This window comes from Chromohalobacter beijerinckii (genome assembly GCF_023061185.1).
In the GTDB taxonomy this organism is placed as follows: domain Bacteria; phylum Pseudomonadota; class Gammaproteobacteria; order Pseudomonadales; family Halomonadaceae; genus Chromohalobacter; species Chromohalobacter beijerinckii.
Genome location: NZ_JAKGAK010000008.1, coordinates 16,681 through 33,671 on the forward strand (window position 1 = coordinate 16,681; position 16,991 = coordinate 33,671).

A 16,991-nucleotide genomic window follows, 5' to 3' on the forward strand; every position below is an offset into this window, starting at 1 on the left:
ATTGCAATTTTTGGCTGGTGTCGCCGCCATACGTGTCTAAACGAGGTCGCGCGGGATCTCTTCATCCCAGCTCTTGGCGAAGACTCGGCTATCGTTCTCGTAGGCGTCCAGGGTGGCACGCACGCGGAAGCTTTCCGCGCTGGAGGTCATCAAGGTGCGCGTCACGCTGCGCACTTCCCAGTCGCCACGCCGGAAACAACGCTCCCATTGCGTCCAGCCGCTGATGCTGTCGTAGTTGCTGTAGGCGTAGGTGTAGCGTTCGGTGATACGCACCGAGAGTTCAAGATCGATGTCATCAAGGCGGAAGGTGCCCTCGTCGTTGATGACTTCGAGCGTGGTCTGGTCATTGGCGAGATCGCGTATCACCCGCCACGTTTCCTGGCTGGGTTGTACCAGCGTCTTGGCGAGCGGCGGGGCGGCCTCTGGTGGCGCAAATGCGGGCAGCGCGGCTTCTTCTTGGGGCTGAGGCGAGCGACACGGCAATAGCAATCGGCTGCTGGCGGGATGAATCGTCAGCTTGACGGGCGCTGGTGCGGGCCAAGCTAGCGGCCAGTAGCTGCTCGAGATCGATAGCCGAATGGCGTTGCCTGCGGGGAACTGCTGGGCGATATGCTTGAGTAGCACGCGCACGTGATAGCGCTCGCCCGGTTCCAGTGGCTGAGGATGTTCGTCGCTGTCACGGTGGGTCAGGTTGAGCAGGCCATAGGAAATTCGCGTGGCTTTGTCGTCCTCGGCGATGTCGCTGAGGCGTATGGCGACCATCGCCACCGGTTGGTCGGCCTCAATCTCGAGTTCGACCACGGGCTGCCCGCAGATCTCGATGTCCTGGTCGAGCCGTGCCGTCTGGAAAACCAGCGCGCCGCCGTCTTCGTCGCGTTGGTCGTGCGGTAGATCCGGCGGTGCGTTGTAGGAGCACCACTTGCCCGCAAAAAGTCCCACCGATAGCGGTGAGCGTATCGTCAGCGGCGTCTCGTCGTGGTTCTCGGGCAGAGTGGATGCCGTCGTCATCGGCAGCAGGTCGTGGCCGCTGGTCAGGCGAAAGGGCTGCATATCGATGCGCGGTGACGGCCAACTGGGCTCTGATACCCAGCGCCCGGGGCGTGTCTCGTAGCGGGCCGAGGGCGGCACCGACTCCTGCATCCAGACGCGCAGCATAGGCTCGTCCATGATCCCGGTGTCTTTGTCCTTCAGCCAGTGATCCCACCAGCGCAGCGATTCCTGTAGAAAGCCGATGGCGGGGCCCGGTACGCCGAGATGGGGATACTTGTGCGACCAGGGGCCCACTAGGCCTTTGCGGGGGACCTCGAGCCCCGCGAGTAGGCGAAACACGGCGTTGCAGTAGCCATCGGCCCAGCCGCTGACAGCGTAGACGGGGCAGCGAATGCGCGAGAAGTCCTCGCACACCGAGCCATGTTTCCAATAGTCGTCACGACGTTGATGCTTAAGCCATTTTGCCAGCCACAAGCCGCTGCCCTCGAGGCGCTCCTGCCACATCTCGCGCCAGCGCTCGCCGACGAGCATTGGATCGGGTGGACATGTATTGGCATCGAACATGGTCGAGGCCCATGACAAGTTGTCGCCGAGCAGACAGCCGCCCATGTGATGGACGTCGTCGGCGTAGCGGTCATCGGTCGAGCACAGGGTGATGACCGCCTTGAGCTCAGGGGGCTGCAATGCCGCGATTTGCAGGCCGTTGAAGCCGCCCCAGGAAATGCCGATCATGCCGACATCTCCGGTACACCACGTTTGTTGCCCCAGCCACTTCAGAATTTCGACGCCATCGTCGAGCTCTTGCTGTAGGTATTCATCACGCAGCACGCCATCCGATTCACCACTACCGCGAATGTCGACGCGCACCCCGGCGTATCCGTGGCCGGCCCAGTAGGCATGCGACTGAGCGTCGCGCATCGCCGTCAGGTCGCGCTTGCGGTAAGGCAGATACTCGAGTATCGCCGGTACGGGCTCGCGTTCGGCATCCATTGGGCGCCAGATACGCACGGCCAGCCGGCAACCATCGGCGAGCGTGATCCAGTCTTCCTCCTCGTGAATCTGGCGGGGAAAATGGCGAACGATGTGCATGCAGTGCTCCCGTGAGTGAGGTTTAGGACGACGGTAAGAACGCTAGCCGATGATCTCTTCGAACTCGAAATGTAGCTGCTCGGCGAGCCGCGCGTAGTTTTCTTCCAGTGAAGTATCGTCGTCCGCGCCCATCCATATATAAGCTAGGGCGAAACTGTAGCTATCTTGCTCGGGAAGGGAGGACAGGCGCGTGCCGATCTCGGCTTGCAGTGTGATGACGGTACCGGGAAATGCTTGCTCCAAGGTATCTATTTCTTCTTCCGTCGGCACGCGGCTAATAGTGGCATCGACGAAGAACACCCGATAGAAGAATTTCGCCGCGACTTTGAAATCTCCTTTCCGATAAGGCATATCGGGTAGTTGGCCTAGTGCCAGGTCGACCGTTATCTGTTGGTGACTGACCCCGTCGACCTTTTCGAAAAGATCGCAATGCGATTGCGCGATACGCGTATTGATCTCCAATAGCCAGATGCGATCTTGTACTTCATCCCAGAAATACTCGATGTTGAAGGCGGCGTTGTCATAGCCGATATGTTTCATTACTTGGCGAGTGAGTTCTCGCATTTTTTCTTGAATATGATCGGGAAGGCGTGATGGGTATCGATAATAGAAGAAGCTTAATACCTGGGGATAGCGAATCGAGTCGACGACGCCGTAGGGAATGACTTCGCCCTGAAAGACATACCCTTCCACCGTGCATTGCCAGCCCCCGATGATCTCTTCAGCCATGCAATGGCCACCATCGATGGCGCGCACATCATCGGGTAGTTTGGCGTGATCTAGTACAAAGTTGAAAGGCTCGGAAATCGTCCCGATGTCTTCACAAAGTCGTGAGATGGCCTGTTCGAAATCTTCAGGGCTCTCGATACGAAATCCCAGGCGTGAGCCCGATGACTTGATCGGCTTGACGAAGAAAGGGAAGTAAAGACCCTCTTCACCTATTTTGTGTAGCGCCTCAGAGTCGAAGGGATCAAATGCGGTAAAGCGGGGAATGTAGTCGCCGATGACCTCGCGTTGTACGCATCGGCTCCAATATTTGTGCTCACATTTGAGCAAGCTTTCCAGGCTGGTGGAGCGCGTACCAAAACGCTCGCAGAGTAAGGGCAGCATGGTCGACACGGGGAAGTCCATGTAGCCGACGATGGCGTCGATCGAATCATGGAATTCATTCAGCTGCGTCTCGGCCCGGGACAGCATATCTTCGATGGGGAAGATCTCCGTGTCGTAAACCTCCGATGGTTCGATCACACCATGGAACCGGTAGTTTTCGGCACCGCGCAGATGTTCAAGGCGCTTCCTATTGAGTTCATCCAACCCGACAACGAACACGTTCTTGTCGCTCATAATCGCCTCCTGGCGCAAGCTCGGCTGCTGGTGTCCTTGTAGCCGAAGCGCAATGGTTCGTACCGCTCTTGGTTGTCCTGCCCTTTTAGGCTGGGAATGGGAGGTGCCAATGTCTGAAGAATAGCGTGTTGTGACGAATGCGCTGGACCAATATGGGGGTAAACGGGAATCTCATTGTTTTACGGGAAAAGAATAGTCCGTGCCGGCGGGGTGTCATTAATCTGGTGGGGATGAGGTAAGGCTGTTATAAGTGAAGAACCGGGTTCGATTGTCACGCGATACGACATTACCTGTATAAGAGGTAATGGTTCAGTATTTCCTAAAAAGCGTTGCGAGGCGACGAGAGGAATATGACGTCACGACCCCCTGCCGTATGTGGCCACATCGTGGCCATTGGTGGTGCCGAGGACAGGTCTTCGGAACTTGCCATTCTCAAGCGCGTTTTCGAGCTAGCGCCCGAGGATAATCACGAAGTTGCCGTCATCGCGACGGCCAGCAGTATTCCCGAGCAGGTTCTTCCCAGCTATGAAGCCGCCTTCGAGCGCTTGGGCGCGACCCAGGTCCATGCGCTGGATATTCAGGATCGCCAGCAAGCTGCCGATGCCGACAATGCCCAGTTGATCAAACGTAGTGGGGTGATCTTCTTCACCGGGGGCGACCAACTGCGCCTGACCACCGTGCTGGGAGGCTCCGCCACGTTGCGTGCCATCCGCGAGCGCTTGCGAGCGGGCGCCGTAGTGGCGGGTACCAGTGCCGGGGCGGCGGCGATGCCCAGCACCATGATCTACAACGGATCGGCCTCGGATGCGCTGCGCAAGGGCGCGGTGAACATGACCTTCGGCCTTGGTTTCGTGCGCGGCATGGTCATCGACAGCCATTTTCTCGAACGTGGGCGATTCACGCGCCTCATGGAGGTAGGCGCCAGCAATCCCGAGCAGTTGGGGGTCGGCCTGGGCGAAGACGCCGCCGTCATCATCTATCCCAATCGTATCCTCGAAACCATCGGACCCGGGCATGTGATCATCATCGATAGCCGGGATCTGGCGAGTTCCAACATTGCGGAACTGGAAATGGGCGAGCCGGTCGCCATCGAGAACATGATCCTGCACGCCATGGTCAGCGGCCACGGCTACGATCTCGATGCGCGGCGCTATCTGGTGGCCGAGGAACTGAAAGCGGTATTGGCAGGGAGGCACCAAGAATGAAGATTCTCGAGCATCGTGCATTGCGAGGACCGAACTACTACAGCCGTTATCCGGCGATTTTCATGCGTCTGGATATCGAGGAACTCGAGGCGCGGCCAAGCGATACCGTGCCCGGTATCGTCGAACGCATCACCCAGCTGTTGCCGACACTGGAGGAACATCGTTGCTCGGTGGGGCGTCCAGGGGGCTTTCTAGAACGACTAACGCGTGGTACCTGGGCCGGCCATGTCGTCGAGCATGTGGCGATCGAGTTGCAGAACCTGATCGGCTTCTCGGTCGGGTATGGCAAGACGGTCGATTCCTACGAGACGGGGATCTATAACGTCGTCTATCGCTACCGCGACGAGGCATGTGGACTGGCGGCTGGGGTCGAGGCGGTGGAGATCGTCACTCGGCTTTTCGCCGGTGAAGATAGCGATATCGATGCGATCATCGCCCGCCTCAAGGATGTACGTGACGCACACATGCTGGGGCCATCGACCGCTTCGATCGTGGCGGCCGCGCAGCGCCGTGGAATTCCCTATGCGCGCCTCGACGAAGACACCAGTTACGTACAATTAGGGCATGGTTATCGCCAACAACACTTTCAGGCGACGGTGACCTGTCGCACGAACCTGCTCGGCCATGGCATCGCCCACGACAAGGATTGGACCAAACGGATTCTTGGCGAGGCGGGTATCCCTGTACCGCGTGGACACGTTTGCCATTCACGCGACGAGGCGCTCGAAACCGCACATGAAATCGGCTATCCAGTCGTCGTTAAACCGTTGATCGGCAATCACGGTCGCGGTGTCAGCACGGACATCGAGGATGACCAGTCCTTGGAGAATGCGTTTGCGGTCGCGTCCGGTCACAACGCGGCAGTCATCATCGAGCAGTATATACGGGGAGAAGATCACCGGCTGCTGGTGATCGACGGCAAGCTCGTGGCGGCGGCCAGGCGGCGTCCGGCCCATGTGGTCGGCGATGGCAAGAGCACGCTGCGGACCTTGATCGATAACGAGAACCACGACCCGCGCCGAGGCATCGGCCATGAAAACCTGCTGACGCAGATCGATGTCGATGCACAGACGCTTCGGCTACTGGCGCAGCAGAACCTGACGCTGGAAAGCGTCATCTCAAGCGACGAAATCGTCTATCTCAAGCCCACCGCGAATCTGAGCACCGGTGGCACGGCGACGGATGTCACCGAAGACGTCCATCCCGATGTGATCTACACGGCGGAGCGCATCGCGCGCCTGGTGGGCCTCGATATCATCGGCATCGACCTGCTTGCCGAGACGTTGACGCGTCCGCTGGAGGAACAATCGGCGGCCGTGGTCGAGGTCAACGCCGGACCGGGCTTTCGCATGCACCTGTCGCCGACCCATGGCACCGGTCGCGATGTCGGTGCACATGTGGTCGATATGCTATTCCCGGATAGCGAGGATAACGGCCGTATTCCCATCGTGGCGGTCACCGGCACCAACGGCAAGACGACCACGGTGCGCCTGATTTCGCATTTATTGCGCCAGGCGGGGCGCAGTGTCGGTACGGCGTGCACCGGGGCCATCGAGATCGACAATCACGTCATCATGCGCGGCGACTACAGCGGCCCGCAGGCCGCCACGACGGTTCTGCGCGAACCCACCGTCGAGTATGCCGTGCTCGAGGTCGCCCGTGGCGGCATCATGCGCCGGGGGCTGGGGTTCGATGAATGCCAGGTCGGCGTGCTGCTGAACATCGCCAGCGACCACTTGGGCGAGAGCGACATCCATACCTTGGACGAGTTGGCGCGTTGCAAGAGCGTGGTGATCGATGCGGTCGGTGAGTCCGGCACGGCGGTGCTCAATGCGGATGATCCGCGCGTTCTGGCGAGTGGTGAATGGGCGCGTGGCGATATCATCTATTTCGCGCTGGATCCCGACTCGCCGGTCGTGCGCGAACATGTGCGTGAGCATGGCGTCGCTTTCACGGTGCATCACGGCCATATCGTGATGCTGCAAGGCCAGGTGGTGGCTGAGGTACTTCCCGTGGCGAACGCGCCGATCACCTTCGATGGGTTCGCGCGCTTCAATATCGCCAACGCCCTGGCGGCGAGTGCTGCCGCGCATGCACTGGGGCTTAGTATCGCCGATATACAGTTGGGCTTGCAGACCTTCCATCCGACGCCGGGGCAGAATCCAGGGCGCACCAACCTGATCGATGCCGGGGGCGTGAAGGTGTTGATCGACTATGGCCACAACGTGCCGGCACTCGAGGCCTTGAGCGAGTTGGTGAGCCGTATCCCGGCCCAGCGCCGCATCGGCGTGGCCAGCGCGCCGGGCAATCGGCGTGACGAGGATATCTTCGAGCTGGGCGTGCGCCTCGCCAACATGCATGACATCGTCTTCCTCTGCGATACCGTGCCGCGCGGTCGCCCGGTGGGCGAGACCGTCGATTTGCTGTATGCCGGCGCCACCTCGGTGCCCGGCGCCTGCCGGGTCGAGAAGGTGCTGCAGGAAGAGGAGGCCGTTACCCAGGCCCTCAACGAAGCCGCCGAAGGCGATCTACTGGTGTTGTTGGTGGATGATGTCGATGCCGTCACCGAACGTTTGCGTGGGCAGCGTTTCGAGACGCCAGCATCCTCAAACGGTGGTGAAGGAGCCCGTCCATGAGGTCTCACAAGACACGTCCTGCCGATACGCTGACCCTGTTGCATGTCGGCGAGGCGTTCACTCCCGAGCGATGCGAGGCGACGGATATTCTCATGGCCGGCGGGAAAATCGTGGCGCTGGGACAGGGGCTCGAGATTCCCGGTAACTGGCCCATCCGCGAGGTGGATGCACGCCATCTGATCGCTGTGCCCGCCTTCATCGACCAGCACGTGCACGTCACCGGCGGTGGAGGCGAGGGCGGTTGCGGTACGCGCTGCCCGCCGATCAGCGCCCATGACATTGCGTCGATGGGTATCGGTACGGTGGTGGGCGTGCTGGGTACCGACAGTATCAGCCGTTCGCCGGCCGACTTGCTGGCCGCGGTACGGGGGCTGGCGGCTGATGGGCTGTCCACCTACATGTATACGGGCGCGTATCGCGTGCCGCCGCCGACGCTCACCGGCGATATCCAGCGCGATCTGGCCTGGATTCCCGAGGTCATCGGAGTAGGGGAAATCGCCATTTCGGATCACCGCTCGAGCCAGCCACGCCAGGACGAGCTCGAACGGCTGGTGAGCGACGCGCGAGTCGGCGCCATGCTGGCCGGCAAGCGGGGCATCTGCCATTTCCATCTCGGCGATGGCAAGCGAGACCTGGCGCCTCTGCGGCGCTTGCTTGAAGAGACCGAGATTCCTCCCGATCAGATCATCCCGACCCATGTGAATCGCCGTCCTGAGCTGCTCGAGGACGCGGCGGATTATGCGCTGGCGTTTGGTGCCAGCGTGGATGTCACCGCCTTCGAAGACGCGGGCGACGGGCTATCCGCCTTCGACGCGGTGTCGCGTCTCCTGGCGTGTGGCGTTCCGCCATCGCGCATTACCCTGAGTTCGGACTGCAATGGCAGCCTGCCGGAGTTCGACGCCGATGGCGCCTACGTGGGCATGCAGGTGGCGCGCAATACGGCGCTGATCGCGGACTGGCAACGGCTCGTGCATGACGAGGTATTGCCACTCGAAGCGGCGCTGGGGCTGCTGACCGCTAACGTTGCCCGCGTGCTGGGCCTGCATGCTCACAAGGGGCGCCTGATGCTGGGCTTCGACGCCGATATCACACTGCTCGACAAGGCCCTGCGTCCCCAGCGTACGTTCGTCGCGGGGCGCTGCGTATACGGCGATGTCGACGCCTAGATGATCGGCAGACGTCATGCCTTGATCATGACGTCATCGTCTTCCATCTTGACCTCCCAGGTGCGCAGATGGACGCTTTCGTCCTCGACGCAGACGCCATCGTTCAAGCGGAAGTGCTGCTTGTAGAGTGGCGAGGCGATGACCGGCTCGCCCTTTATGTCGCCGACGATGCCGCGGGCGATCACGTTGGCGTTGGAAAACGGATCGTGGTTGTCCACGGCGTAGACCTCGGGCGTCTGGCCGGGAAGGTACAGAAGCGCGACTTGCGTGTCGGTGCCGTCCAGCCGGGCGGCCACGCCGGAATGAGCCACTAGATCGGTCTTTGAGCACAGCGTCTGCCAGGTCACGTCGTTATCGATTGCCGTTGCCGCGTTCATGGTCGTTACCTCATCAAGTTGCCGTATTCGTTGATCCCGATCGAAATGTCGTGGGAGCGAATTCATTCGCGATGTAGTTGGCTGGGAGCTGCCATCGTCGGGAACAAGTTCCCTCCCACAAAAATCCTTTCCTGTACTTTTGACAATTCCAGGGTTGTTGAGTCGGCCGTTCAGGCGGGCCTTAGCTGGCCGCGCTCCTCGGTAGCAATGATGTCCGGATCGGGGCTGTCATCATTGACGAAGGTGCGAAAGCGCTTGAGTTTCTCCGGGTCGGATAGGGTGTTGGCCCATTCGCATTCGTAGGTGTCGATGATGTGCTGCATCTGGGTTTCGAGTTCGTCACCGAGTCCGAGGCTATCGTCGAGCACGACGTCCTTGAGGTAGTCGAGTCCACCCTCGAGGTTCTCGCGCCACACCGAGGTGCGCTGCAGGCGGTCGGCGGTGCGGATGTAGAACATCAAGAAGCGGTCGATGGTGCGAATCAACTGCTCGTCGTCGAGATCGGTGGCGAAGAGTTCGCCGTGGCGTGGGCGCATGCCGCCGTTGCCGCAGACATAGAGATTCCAGCCGTTTTCGGTGGCGATCATGCCGACGTCCTTGCTCTGCGCTTCGGCGCATTCGCGAGTGCAACCTGAGACGGCGAACTTGAGCTTGTGGGGCGAGCGCAGCCCCTTGTAGCGCTCCTCGAGATGGATCGCCATACCCACGCTGTCTTGCACGCCGTAGCGGCACCAGGTGCTGCCCACGCAGGATTTCACCGTGCGCGTGGCCTTGCCGTAGGCGTGGCCGGTCTCGAAGCCAGCCTCGATCAGTTCGCCCCAGATATCGGGGAGTTGATGGAGTTGGGCGCCGAACAGGTCGACGCGCTGCCCGCCGGTGATCTTGGTGTAGAGCCCGTACTTCTTGCCGACTTCGCCCAGCACGATCAGCTTCTCGGGCGTGACTTCGCCGCCGGGTATGCGCGGAACGACCGAATAGGTGCCGTTCTTCTGCATGTTGGCCATGAAGGTGTCGTTGGTGTCCTGCAACGGCACGTGGGCAGCATCGGTGATCGGTTCGTTGAAGCAGGCGGCGAGGATCGAGGTCACCGCGGGCTTGCAGATATCGCAGCCAAGCCTCGGGGCTGATGAAGAGCCAAGCTTCGGGGCTGATGAAGAGCCGAGACCGTGACCGGCGGCCGTGCCGTGCTTTTCGATCAGTTCGCTGAAGGTCTTGATGCCTTCCACGCGAACCAGGGAGTAGAGCTCCTGGCGGGTATACGCGAAGTGCTCGCAGATCGACTGGTCGACCTCGACCCCACGGGCCGCCAGCTCGTGGTCGACGACACTCTTGAGCAGCGCCGCGCAGCCGCCACAGCCGGTGCTGGCCTTGGTCTCGCCTTTGATACTGGCCAGATCCAGGGCGCCGGCGTCGAGCGTGGCACAGACGTCCCCCTTGGTGACGTTGTGGCACGAGCACAGGGTGGCGGTGTCCGGCAGGGCATCCGGCCCCAGCGTCGGCGCGCCCTCGCTGGATGGCAGGATCAGCGAGGCCGGGTCCTGGGGCAACGCCAGCCCGTTGGCGTAGTACTGCATCAGGGTGTCGTAGGTGGCGTTGTCGCCCACTAGCATGGCACCCAGCAGCTTCTTGCCGTCGCTGGAGACCACTAGCTTGCGGTACTCCTGCTTGATCTCGTCCAGGTAGCGGAAGGTGCGCGCGCCCGGCGTGCGCTCGCCATGTGCATCGCCGATGGCGCCGACATCCACGCCCAGCAGCTTGAGCTTGGTACTCATGTCGGCGCCGGTGAAGGTCGCGTCGCCCTCGGTCAGCGTGGCGGCGGCGACTTTTGCCATCTGGTAGCCCGGCGCGACCAGCCCGAAGATGCTTTCCTGCCACAGAGCGACTTCACCGACGGCGAGGATCGACGGGTCGCTGGTCAGGCAGCGGTCGTCGATGACCACGCCGCCGCGTTCGCCGATTTCCAGGGCGCAGTCACGCGCCAGTTGATCGCGCGGCCGGATACCGGCGGAGAACACGATAAGATCGGTTTCCAGCATCTTGTCGTCCTGGAAGACCATGCGGTGAAAGCTCGTCTCACCCGCCTCGATGTGCTGTGTGGCACGGCCGGTGAGTACCTGCACGCCGAGCGCTTCGATCTTCTCGCGCAGCAACGTGCCCCCTTCGGCGTCCACCTGCATGGGCATCAAGCGGGGCGCGAACTCGACCACGGCGGTATCCAGGTTCAGGCCGCGCAGGGCGTTGGCAGCCTCCAGGCCCAGCAGGCCACCGCCGACGACCACGCCGGTGGTGGCATCCTCGGCGGCCTCGCGAATGGCGTCGAGGTCGTCCAGGGTGCGATAGACCAGGCATTTCTCGCGGTCGTTGCCGGGAATCGGCGGCACGAACGGATAGGAGCCGGTCGCCAGGACCAGGCGATCATAAGGATGACGTCCGGACTCGGTGACGACCTCGTTGGCATCGCGGTCGATGGCGGTCACCGTGTCGTGCAGGCGCAGGTCGATGCCGTGCGCGGCGTAGTCGTCGGCGCTGGCAAGCGCCAGCGAGTCGGCATCGCGCCCGCTGAAGTACTCGGACAGGTGGACCCGGTCATAGGCGATGTGACGTTCCTCGCCGAACACGGTGATGGCGTAGTCGCGGGGCGCACCGCATGCGATGAGCTGTTCGATCAGATGGTGGCCGACCATGCCGTTGCCGATCACGATCAAGCGCGGTGCGTTGGGGGATGTGGGCATGCTCATGCGGCTTCCTCCGATAGAGTGTCGTGCTTATCGAGTAACGGTTGCGCGTCGCTGGCGCCGAACAACAGGGCCTGGCGGCAGGCGCTCAGATCCTCGCCGGTCAGGGCGCACTGGAAATACCAGGGGCCGTCGCCGGTGTCGCCGTACAGCACCGCACCGTCGATGACCCCGTCACGCAGCAGCAGTCGGCGGTAGTCGCCGTGCTGCGGATCGTGGTAGGTCAGCACCTCGTGCGCCGGCGTGGGCGTGATCGGGCCGAAGGCGTACAACGAGATACCGCTGACCTTGAGCTTGGTGGCGCAGGGGCGTTCGCGATAAGGCGCGGGCGTTTCGCCGCATAGCCGGGCGGCGAGGATCTCGGCCTGGCGCCAGATGGGTTCGACGAGACCGTAGGTGGTGCCCTCGAACTCGCAGCATTCGCCGAGCGCCGAAATGTGCGGATCGGACGTGGTCATGAAGGCATCGACCTGGATGCCGCGCGCGGTCGCCAGACCGGCGCGTTCGGCGAGAGAGGTGTTGGGCACGATGCCGATCGCCGCGACGACGCAGTCGGCTGCGAGCGTGGTCCCGTCGCTCAGGACGATGCCGGTGACGCGTTGGCCGTCGGCATCCGGGGCATAGGCCTCGAGGTCGGCGCCGGTGTGGATCTCGAGGCCGCGAGCGCGCAGCTCGGTGGCGAGCATGTCGGCGGCGGTGAGGTCGAGTTGGCGATTCATCAGCTGCGTTGCGCGGTGCACGACGCTGACCGTCATGCCGCGCTTGCGCATACCTTCGGCGGCCTCCAGGCCGAGCAGACCGCCACCGATGACCACGGCGCGGCCGCCCGCGTCGGCCAGGCTGGCCAGACGCTCGCCGTCCTCGAGATCACGAAAGGCGTGGATGCCGTCGAGGTCGCTGCCCGTCACCGCGGGGCGTGCGGCACGCGATCCGGTGGCGAGCACCAGCCGGTCGTAGGCGAGTCGGCGTCCCTGGTCGGTGGTCAGGGTGCGCGCCTGTCGGTCGATGGCGGTGACGCGCTCGCCGGCGATCAGGGTCACGCCTTGCGCTGTGTACCAGTCGCGCTCGCGCAGCGTCAGTGCCGAACGGTCCATGTCGCCGGCTAGCCAGGGCGAGAGCAGGATACGGTTGTAGGCCGTTGCCTGCTCGTCGCCGAGAATCGTGATATGGCGCGGGCGGTGAGGGTGCGCCAGCACGGTCTCGAGCAACCGGTGCCCGGCCATGCCGTTGCCGACGATCACCAGATGTTCGTCGTATGTACTCATTTCCCCTTTCCTCTTTGTAAACACCCGCTGAAAATGTGGAGCAGAAACGCAAAAGCGCCTGACACCCGGCGGGGAAACCGGATGCCAGGCGCCTTTGCCTGAAGAGAATCGTGTTGTCATGAGCCGTGTGTCGGCTCCGGCCGGCGCGAGACATGTGTGCGTCTCACGCCCAAGGGGTCGACGTTGACCCGCCTTGCCATGATTTATGCCAGAGGCATGCCAATCGTCCGCTAAGGCTTTCTTTTCAGTCGTTTGGGCGGTTTCGGTAGCACGCGTCGATGGCGATGGATGGCGAGACGTGCGCACTGGCTGTGCGAATGGTGCGCGGATTGCACCAGGCTGGTGCCTTTGGGTATGGGTAGGTGCGTGATGGACAGCCAGGAGCCAGCCCAAGTGATTGTTTAAACGGAATTAGATCCAAGATGGCGCTGGATTTGCAGGCATGGTGTACGTCATCTTTTCGGCCACGGTGCGCCGAAAACGCCAACGGCGGCGAGACGCAATTCATCATTGGCGGGCGGCCTGCACGGTCGTCCTACCAGGCAAAGAGGCCTGATCCTGCTGCGGTGGGGTCGGGCCTCTTGCGTTTGCAGGTGGAGGGCGAAACAGCATGCAGCATCACACGACCTGCCCCTATTGCGGCGTCGGTTGCGGCGTCACGGCAACTATCGAGGAAGGCGTCATGACCGGCGTCGAAGGCGATCCAGATCACCCCGCCAATTACGGCCGGCTATGCGTGAAGGGTTCGGCGTTGCATGAAACGCTGGGCGATCACGGACGTCTGCTCGCGCCCCGCGTCGATGGGCGCGAGGTGAGCTGGGACGATGCGCTCGACCAGGTGGCGACACGCCTGGCGGCGGTGCGCGATGAACATGGCGGCCAGGCGATTGCCGGCTATCTCTCCGGCCAGTTGCTCACCGAGGACTATTACGCCGCCAACAAGCTATTCAAGGGCTTTTTGGGCTCACCGCATCTGGATACCAACTCGCGGCTCTGCATGGCGTCCGCGGTGGCGGGCTACAAGCGCGCCTTCGGTGCCGATGCCGTGCCGTGCAATTACGAGGACCTGGAAGAGGCCGAGCTGGTGGTGCTGGTGGGCAGCAACCTGGCCTGGAACCATCCGGTGCTCTTCCAGCGCTTGCGCACCGCCAAGCAGCGCAACCCGTTGATGCGCGTGGTGGTGATCGACCCGCGTGTGACCGACACCTGCGAGATCGCCGACCTGTATCTGCCCATCGCTCCTGGCAGCGACGCGCGGCTCTTCAATGGACTGCTGGCTTTCATGGCCGACAAGGACAAGCTGGATGCGGTCTATCTGGAACGCCATACCCAAGGGCTAGACGATGCCTTGGCGGCGGCCCGTGACGAAGCGACGACGCTGGCGGGTATCGCCGACGATTGCGAATTGGATGCCGAGGCGCTGGAAACCTTCTATTACTGGTTCGCTTCGCAATTGCACGTGGTGACGCTGTATTCCCAGGGCGTCAATCAGTCCACCAGTGGCACCGACAAGTGCAATGCCATCATCAATTGCCATCTGGCAGGCGGCAAGCTGGGGCTGCCGGGTGCGGGGCCGTTCTCGATTACCGGCCAACCCAATGCCATGGGCGGTCGCGAGGTCGGCGGTTTGGCCAATCAGCTGGCGGCGCACATGGACTACCACACGCCGGGGGCCCAAGCGCTGGTCACGGAATTTTGGCATGCTCCCCATCTGCCGGAAGGTCCGGGGCTCAAAGCCGTCGAGCTATTCGAGGCCATCGAGCGTGGCGAGATCCAGGCGCTGTGGATCATGGCCACCAATCCCGTGGTCAGTCTGCCGGATGCCGACCAAGCCAAGCGCGCCCTGGCAAAATGCCCCCTGGTGATCGTCTCCGAATGCATGGCGGATACCGACACCCTGGCCTATGCCGACATCGTGCTGCCGGCCACCTCCTGGTCGGAAAAGGACGGTACCGTGACCAATTCCGAGCGGCGTATCTCACGGCAGCGCGGCATGCTGCCGCCGCCCGGTGAGGCGCGCCACGACTGGTGGATCATCACCCAGGTCGCCAAGTCCCTGGGGCATGGCGAGGCATTCGACTATCGGCATCCGCGAGATCTGTTCGTGGAGCATGCGCGACTCTCGGGGTATGGCAATCATGCCGGCGGAATACCGCGTCTGTTCGATATTTCCGCCCTGAGTGACCTGGACCGTAACGCCTATGACGCGCTGGTGCCGCTGCAGTGGCCGGTGATCGCCGAGGCGCCGCGTGGCACCGCCCGGTTATTCGAGACGGGGCGCTTCGCCACCCCGGACGGCCTGGCACGCTTGGTGCCGGTGCGTCCGGTGCCGCCCGAGCAGGCGTTGGAGGCTTGCTACCCGCTACGCCTCAACAGCGGTCGCGTGCGCGATCAATGGCATACCATGACGCGTACCGCGCGAGCGCCGCGCCTGCTCAATCATCGCGCCGAACCCTATGTCGATATCCACCCGCAGGATGCCCGTGCGTACGCCGTCGTCGACGGGGGGCTGGCGAGAGTCTTCAATCGCCAGGGTGAAGCACGGGTACGGGTACGTATCACCACGTCGCAGCGGCGTGGCGACGTCTTCATTCCCATCCACTGGAACGCCCAGTTCACCGGGGCCGGGCGTGTCGGCACGCTGTTCGCGCCGCTGACCGATCCGCTCTCGGGGCAGCCGGAGACCAAGCATGGCGCGGTGGCCTGTGAGCCGCTCGACGTGGCCGAGGAGGCGACGCTGCTGGTCGCGAACGATAGTGGCGGGTTGTCCGAACGTACGTCGCTCGCTTATTGGGCGCGCATGCCATTGCATCATGCCGAGCGCTGGCAACTGGCCAGCGATGCGGGCGCGTCATCGCATGACTGGCCGGCCTGGTGCGCCGAACAGTTCGGGGTGGCGGCGACGCTGTGGTGCGAGGACGCGACCAGCGGCCGCCTGCGCGCCGCGGGGCTTCGCGATGGGCGCCTGGTGTGGTGGCTGATGGTGGGGCCACCCAGCGAATTGCCGGGCTTGGCCTGGCTCGACGCGCGCTTCGGCGACGCCGCGCTGACCGACGAACAGCGTCGCCGCGTTCTGGCGGGCAGCACCTCGGGGCAGGCCGATACGGGCCCGGTGGTGTGCAGTTGTCATCAGGTTGGCGCCACGGCGATCCGTGAGGCGATTCGCGGTGGCGATACCGATGTCGATGCGCTCGGCGCGCGTCTGGCCTGCGGGACGCAGTGCGGCTCCTGCATTCCCGAACTCAAGTCATTGCTCGAAGAGGAGGTGACGCATGCTGGGACTGATGAAGCGTTGGAAACGGCCTGATACATCTATCGCAAGCGTGAGTGCCTTGCTGGCGAGTTGGTGGCCCGGTATGCGGGAAGATCGCAGCGGGGCATCGCTCGCTCGCACACCAGCGGTGGGTCGTGCCACGCGGCCCGGTCATGTCTATCTGGTGGGAGCAGGGGCGGGCAGTGCGGACCTGCTGACCCTGCGTGCCTGGCGTCTTCTTACGCAAGTCGATGCCATCGTCTATGACCGCCTGATCGGCGATGACATCCTGGCGATGATCCCACCCCAGCGTGAGCGTTACGATGTCGGCAAGGCCCGCGGGCATCACAGCGTGCCACAGGCCGAGATCGGCGCCTTGCTGACACGGCTGGCGCGCGAAGGCAAGTCGGTGGTGCGGCTCAAGGGCGGCGATCCGGGTATCTTCGGCCGTATGGGCGAAGAGCTCGCCGTGCTGGCCAAAGCGGGGCTGCCTACCGAGGTCGTCCCCGGTATTACCGCCGCCTCCGCCACGGCTGCCAGTCTGGGCATGCCGCTCACCGACCGCGCCCACGCACAGCAGTTACGGCTGGTCACCGCCCAGCATTGCCGCGCCAGTGGCGAGCCAGACTGGTCCGCACTGGCGCGCCGCGACGAGACGCTGGTGTTCTACATGGGGCTTTCCAAGGTTGGCGCGATCTGTCGCGGGTTGCGCGACGCCGGCCTGCCCGACGACTGGCCGATCATGCTCGCCGCCAATGCCTCGCTGCCCGAACAGCAAACCCTGCTCGGCACCCTTGACGACATGCCGGGCAGGCTCGCCGCCACGCCGTTGCCCTCACCGTGCCTGATCGTCGTGGGCAGCGTGGTCACGATGGCCGACGCGACCCACCACGCAGGCCGCCTCGTTACGCAGGCATGACGCTGGAATTGG

10 protein-coding genes are annotated in these 16,991 nt (G+C 63.0%); 5 read left to right on the plus strand and 5 right to left on the minus strand.

What is annotated here, in order from left to right:
• Positions 1-36: 36 nt before the first annotated feature.
• Together L1075_RS08300 and L1075_RS08305 are read right to left on the minus strand one after the other, a co-directional pair.
• Positions 37-2,079 carry a CocE/NonD family hydrolase gene (locus tag L1075_RS08300; RefSeq protein WP_246941335.1) on the minus strand — a complete coding sequence of 681 codons (2,043 nt, stop codon included), beginning with the start codon at positions 2,077-2,079 and terminating at the stop codon, positions 37-39.
• 42 nt (positions 2,080-2,121) lie between these two features.
• Positions 2,122-3,423 (minus strand): ATP-grasp domain-containing protein, encoded by a 1,302-nt coding sequence (locus L1075_RS08305; RefSeq protein WP_246941336.1) that lies wholly within the window; start codon positions 3,421-3,423, stop codon positions 2,122-2,124.
• 350 nt (positions 3,424-3,773) lie between these two features.
• On the opposite strand from L1075_RS08305, the gene L1075_RS08310 reads away from it, so the two are divergent.
• Genes L1075_RS08310 through iadA form a run of 3 tightly spaced genes read left to right on the plus strand, consistent with a single transcriptional unit; the run spans position 3,774 to position 8,430 of the window.
• Positions 3,774-4,628, plus strand: coding sequence for a cyanophycinase (locus L1075_RS08310; protein WP_040244207.1), 855 nt, complete (start codon positions 3,774-3,776; stop codon positions 4,626-4,628).
• Positions 4,625-7,264, plus strand: coding sequence for a cyanophycin synthetase (cphA, locus tag L1075_RS08315; RefSeq protein ID WP_246941337.1), 2,640 nt, complete (start codon positions 4,625-4,627; stop codon positions 7,262-7,264). The genes L1075_RS08310 and cphA overlap by 4 nt, the downstream gene beginning before the upstream one ends.
• Positions 7,261-8,430 (plus strand): beta-aspartyl-peptidase, encoded by a 1,170-nt coding sequence (gene iadA, locus L1075_RS08320; protein WP_246941338.1) that lies wholly within the window; start codon positions 7,261-7,263, stop codon positions 8,428-8,430. Before cphA ends, iadA begins: the two co-directional genes overlap by 4 nt.
• A gap of 14 nt (positions 8,431-8,444) precedes the next feature.
• Here the strand turns inward: iadA and nirD are convergent, their stop codons facing one another.
• The 3 genes from nirD to L1075_RS08335 all read right to left on the minus strand — a co-directional run bounded on the left by nirD (position 8,445) and on the right by L1075_RS08335 (position 12,807).
• Positions 8,445-8,807, minus strand: coding sequence for a nitrite reductase small subunit NirD (gene nirD / locus L1075_RS08325; protein WP_246941339.1), 363 nt, complete (start codon positions 8,805-8,807; stop codon positions 8,445-8,447).
• Positions 8,808-8,977: 170 nt separating this feature from the next.
• Positions 8,978-11,539 (minus strand): nitrite reductase large subunit NirB, encoded by a 2,562-nt coding sequence (gene nirB / locus L1075_RS08330; protein WP_246941415.1) that lies wholly within the window; start codon positions 11,537-11,539, stop codon positions 8,978-8,980.
• Positions 11,540-11,541: 2 nt separating this feature from the next.
• Positions 11,542-12,807 (minus strand): NAD(P)/FAD-dependent oxidoreductase, encoded by a 1,266-nt coding sequence (locus L1075_RS08335; RefSeq protein WP_246941340.1) that lies wholly within the window; start codon positions 12,805-12,807, stop codon positions 11,542-11,544.
• A gap of 610 nt (positions 12,808-13,417) precedes the next feature.
• Between L1075_RS08335 and L1075_RS08340 the strand changes: the two genes are divergently transcribed.
• Positions 13,418-16,114, plus strand: coding sequence for a nitrate reductase (locus tag L1075_RS08340; RefSeq protein WP_246941341.1), 2,697 nt, complete (start codon positions 13,418-13,420; stop codon positions 16,112-16,114).
• A 49-nt stretch (positions 16,115-16,163) separates the two neighbouring features.
• Positions 16,164-16,979: a uroporphyrinogen-III C-methyltransferase gene (cobA, locus tag L1075_RS08345; RefSeq protein ID WP_246941417.1), complete on the plus strand. Its 816-nt coding sequence runs from the start codon at positions 16,164-16,166 to the stop codon at positions 16,977-16,979.
• Positions 16,980-16,991 lie beyond the last annotated feature (12 nt).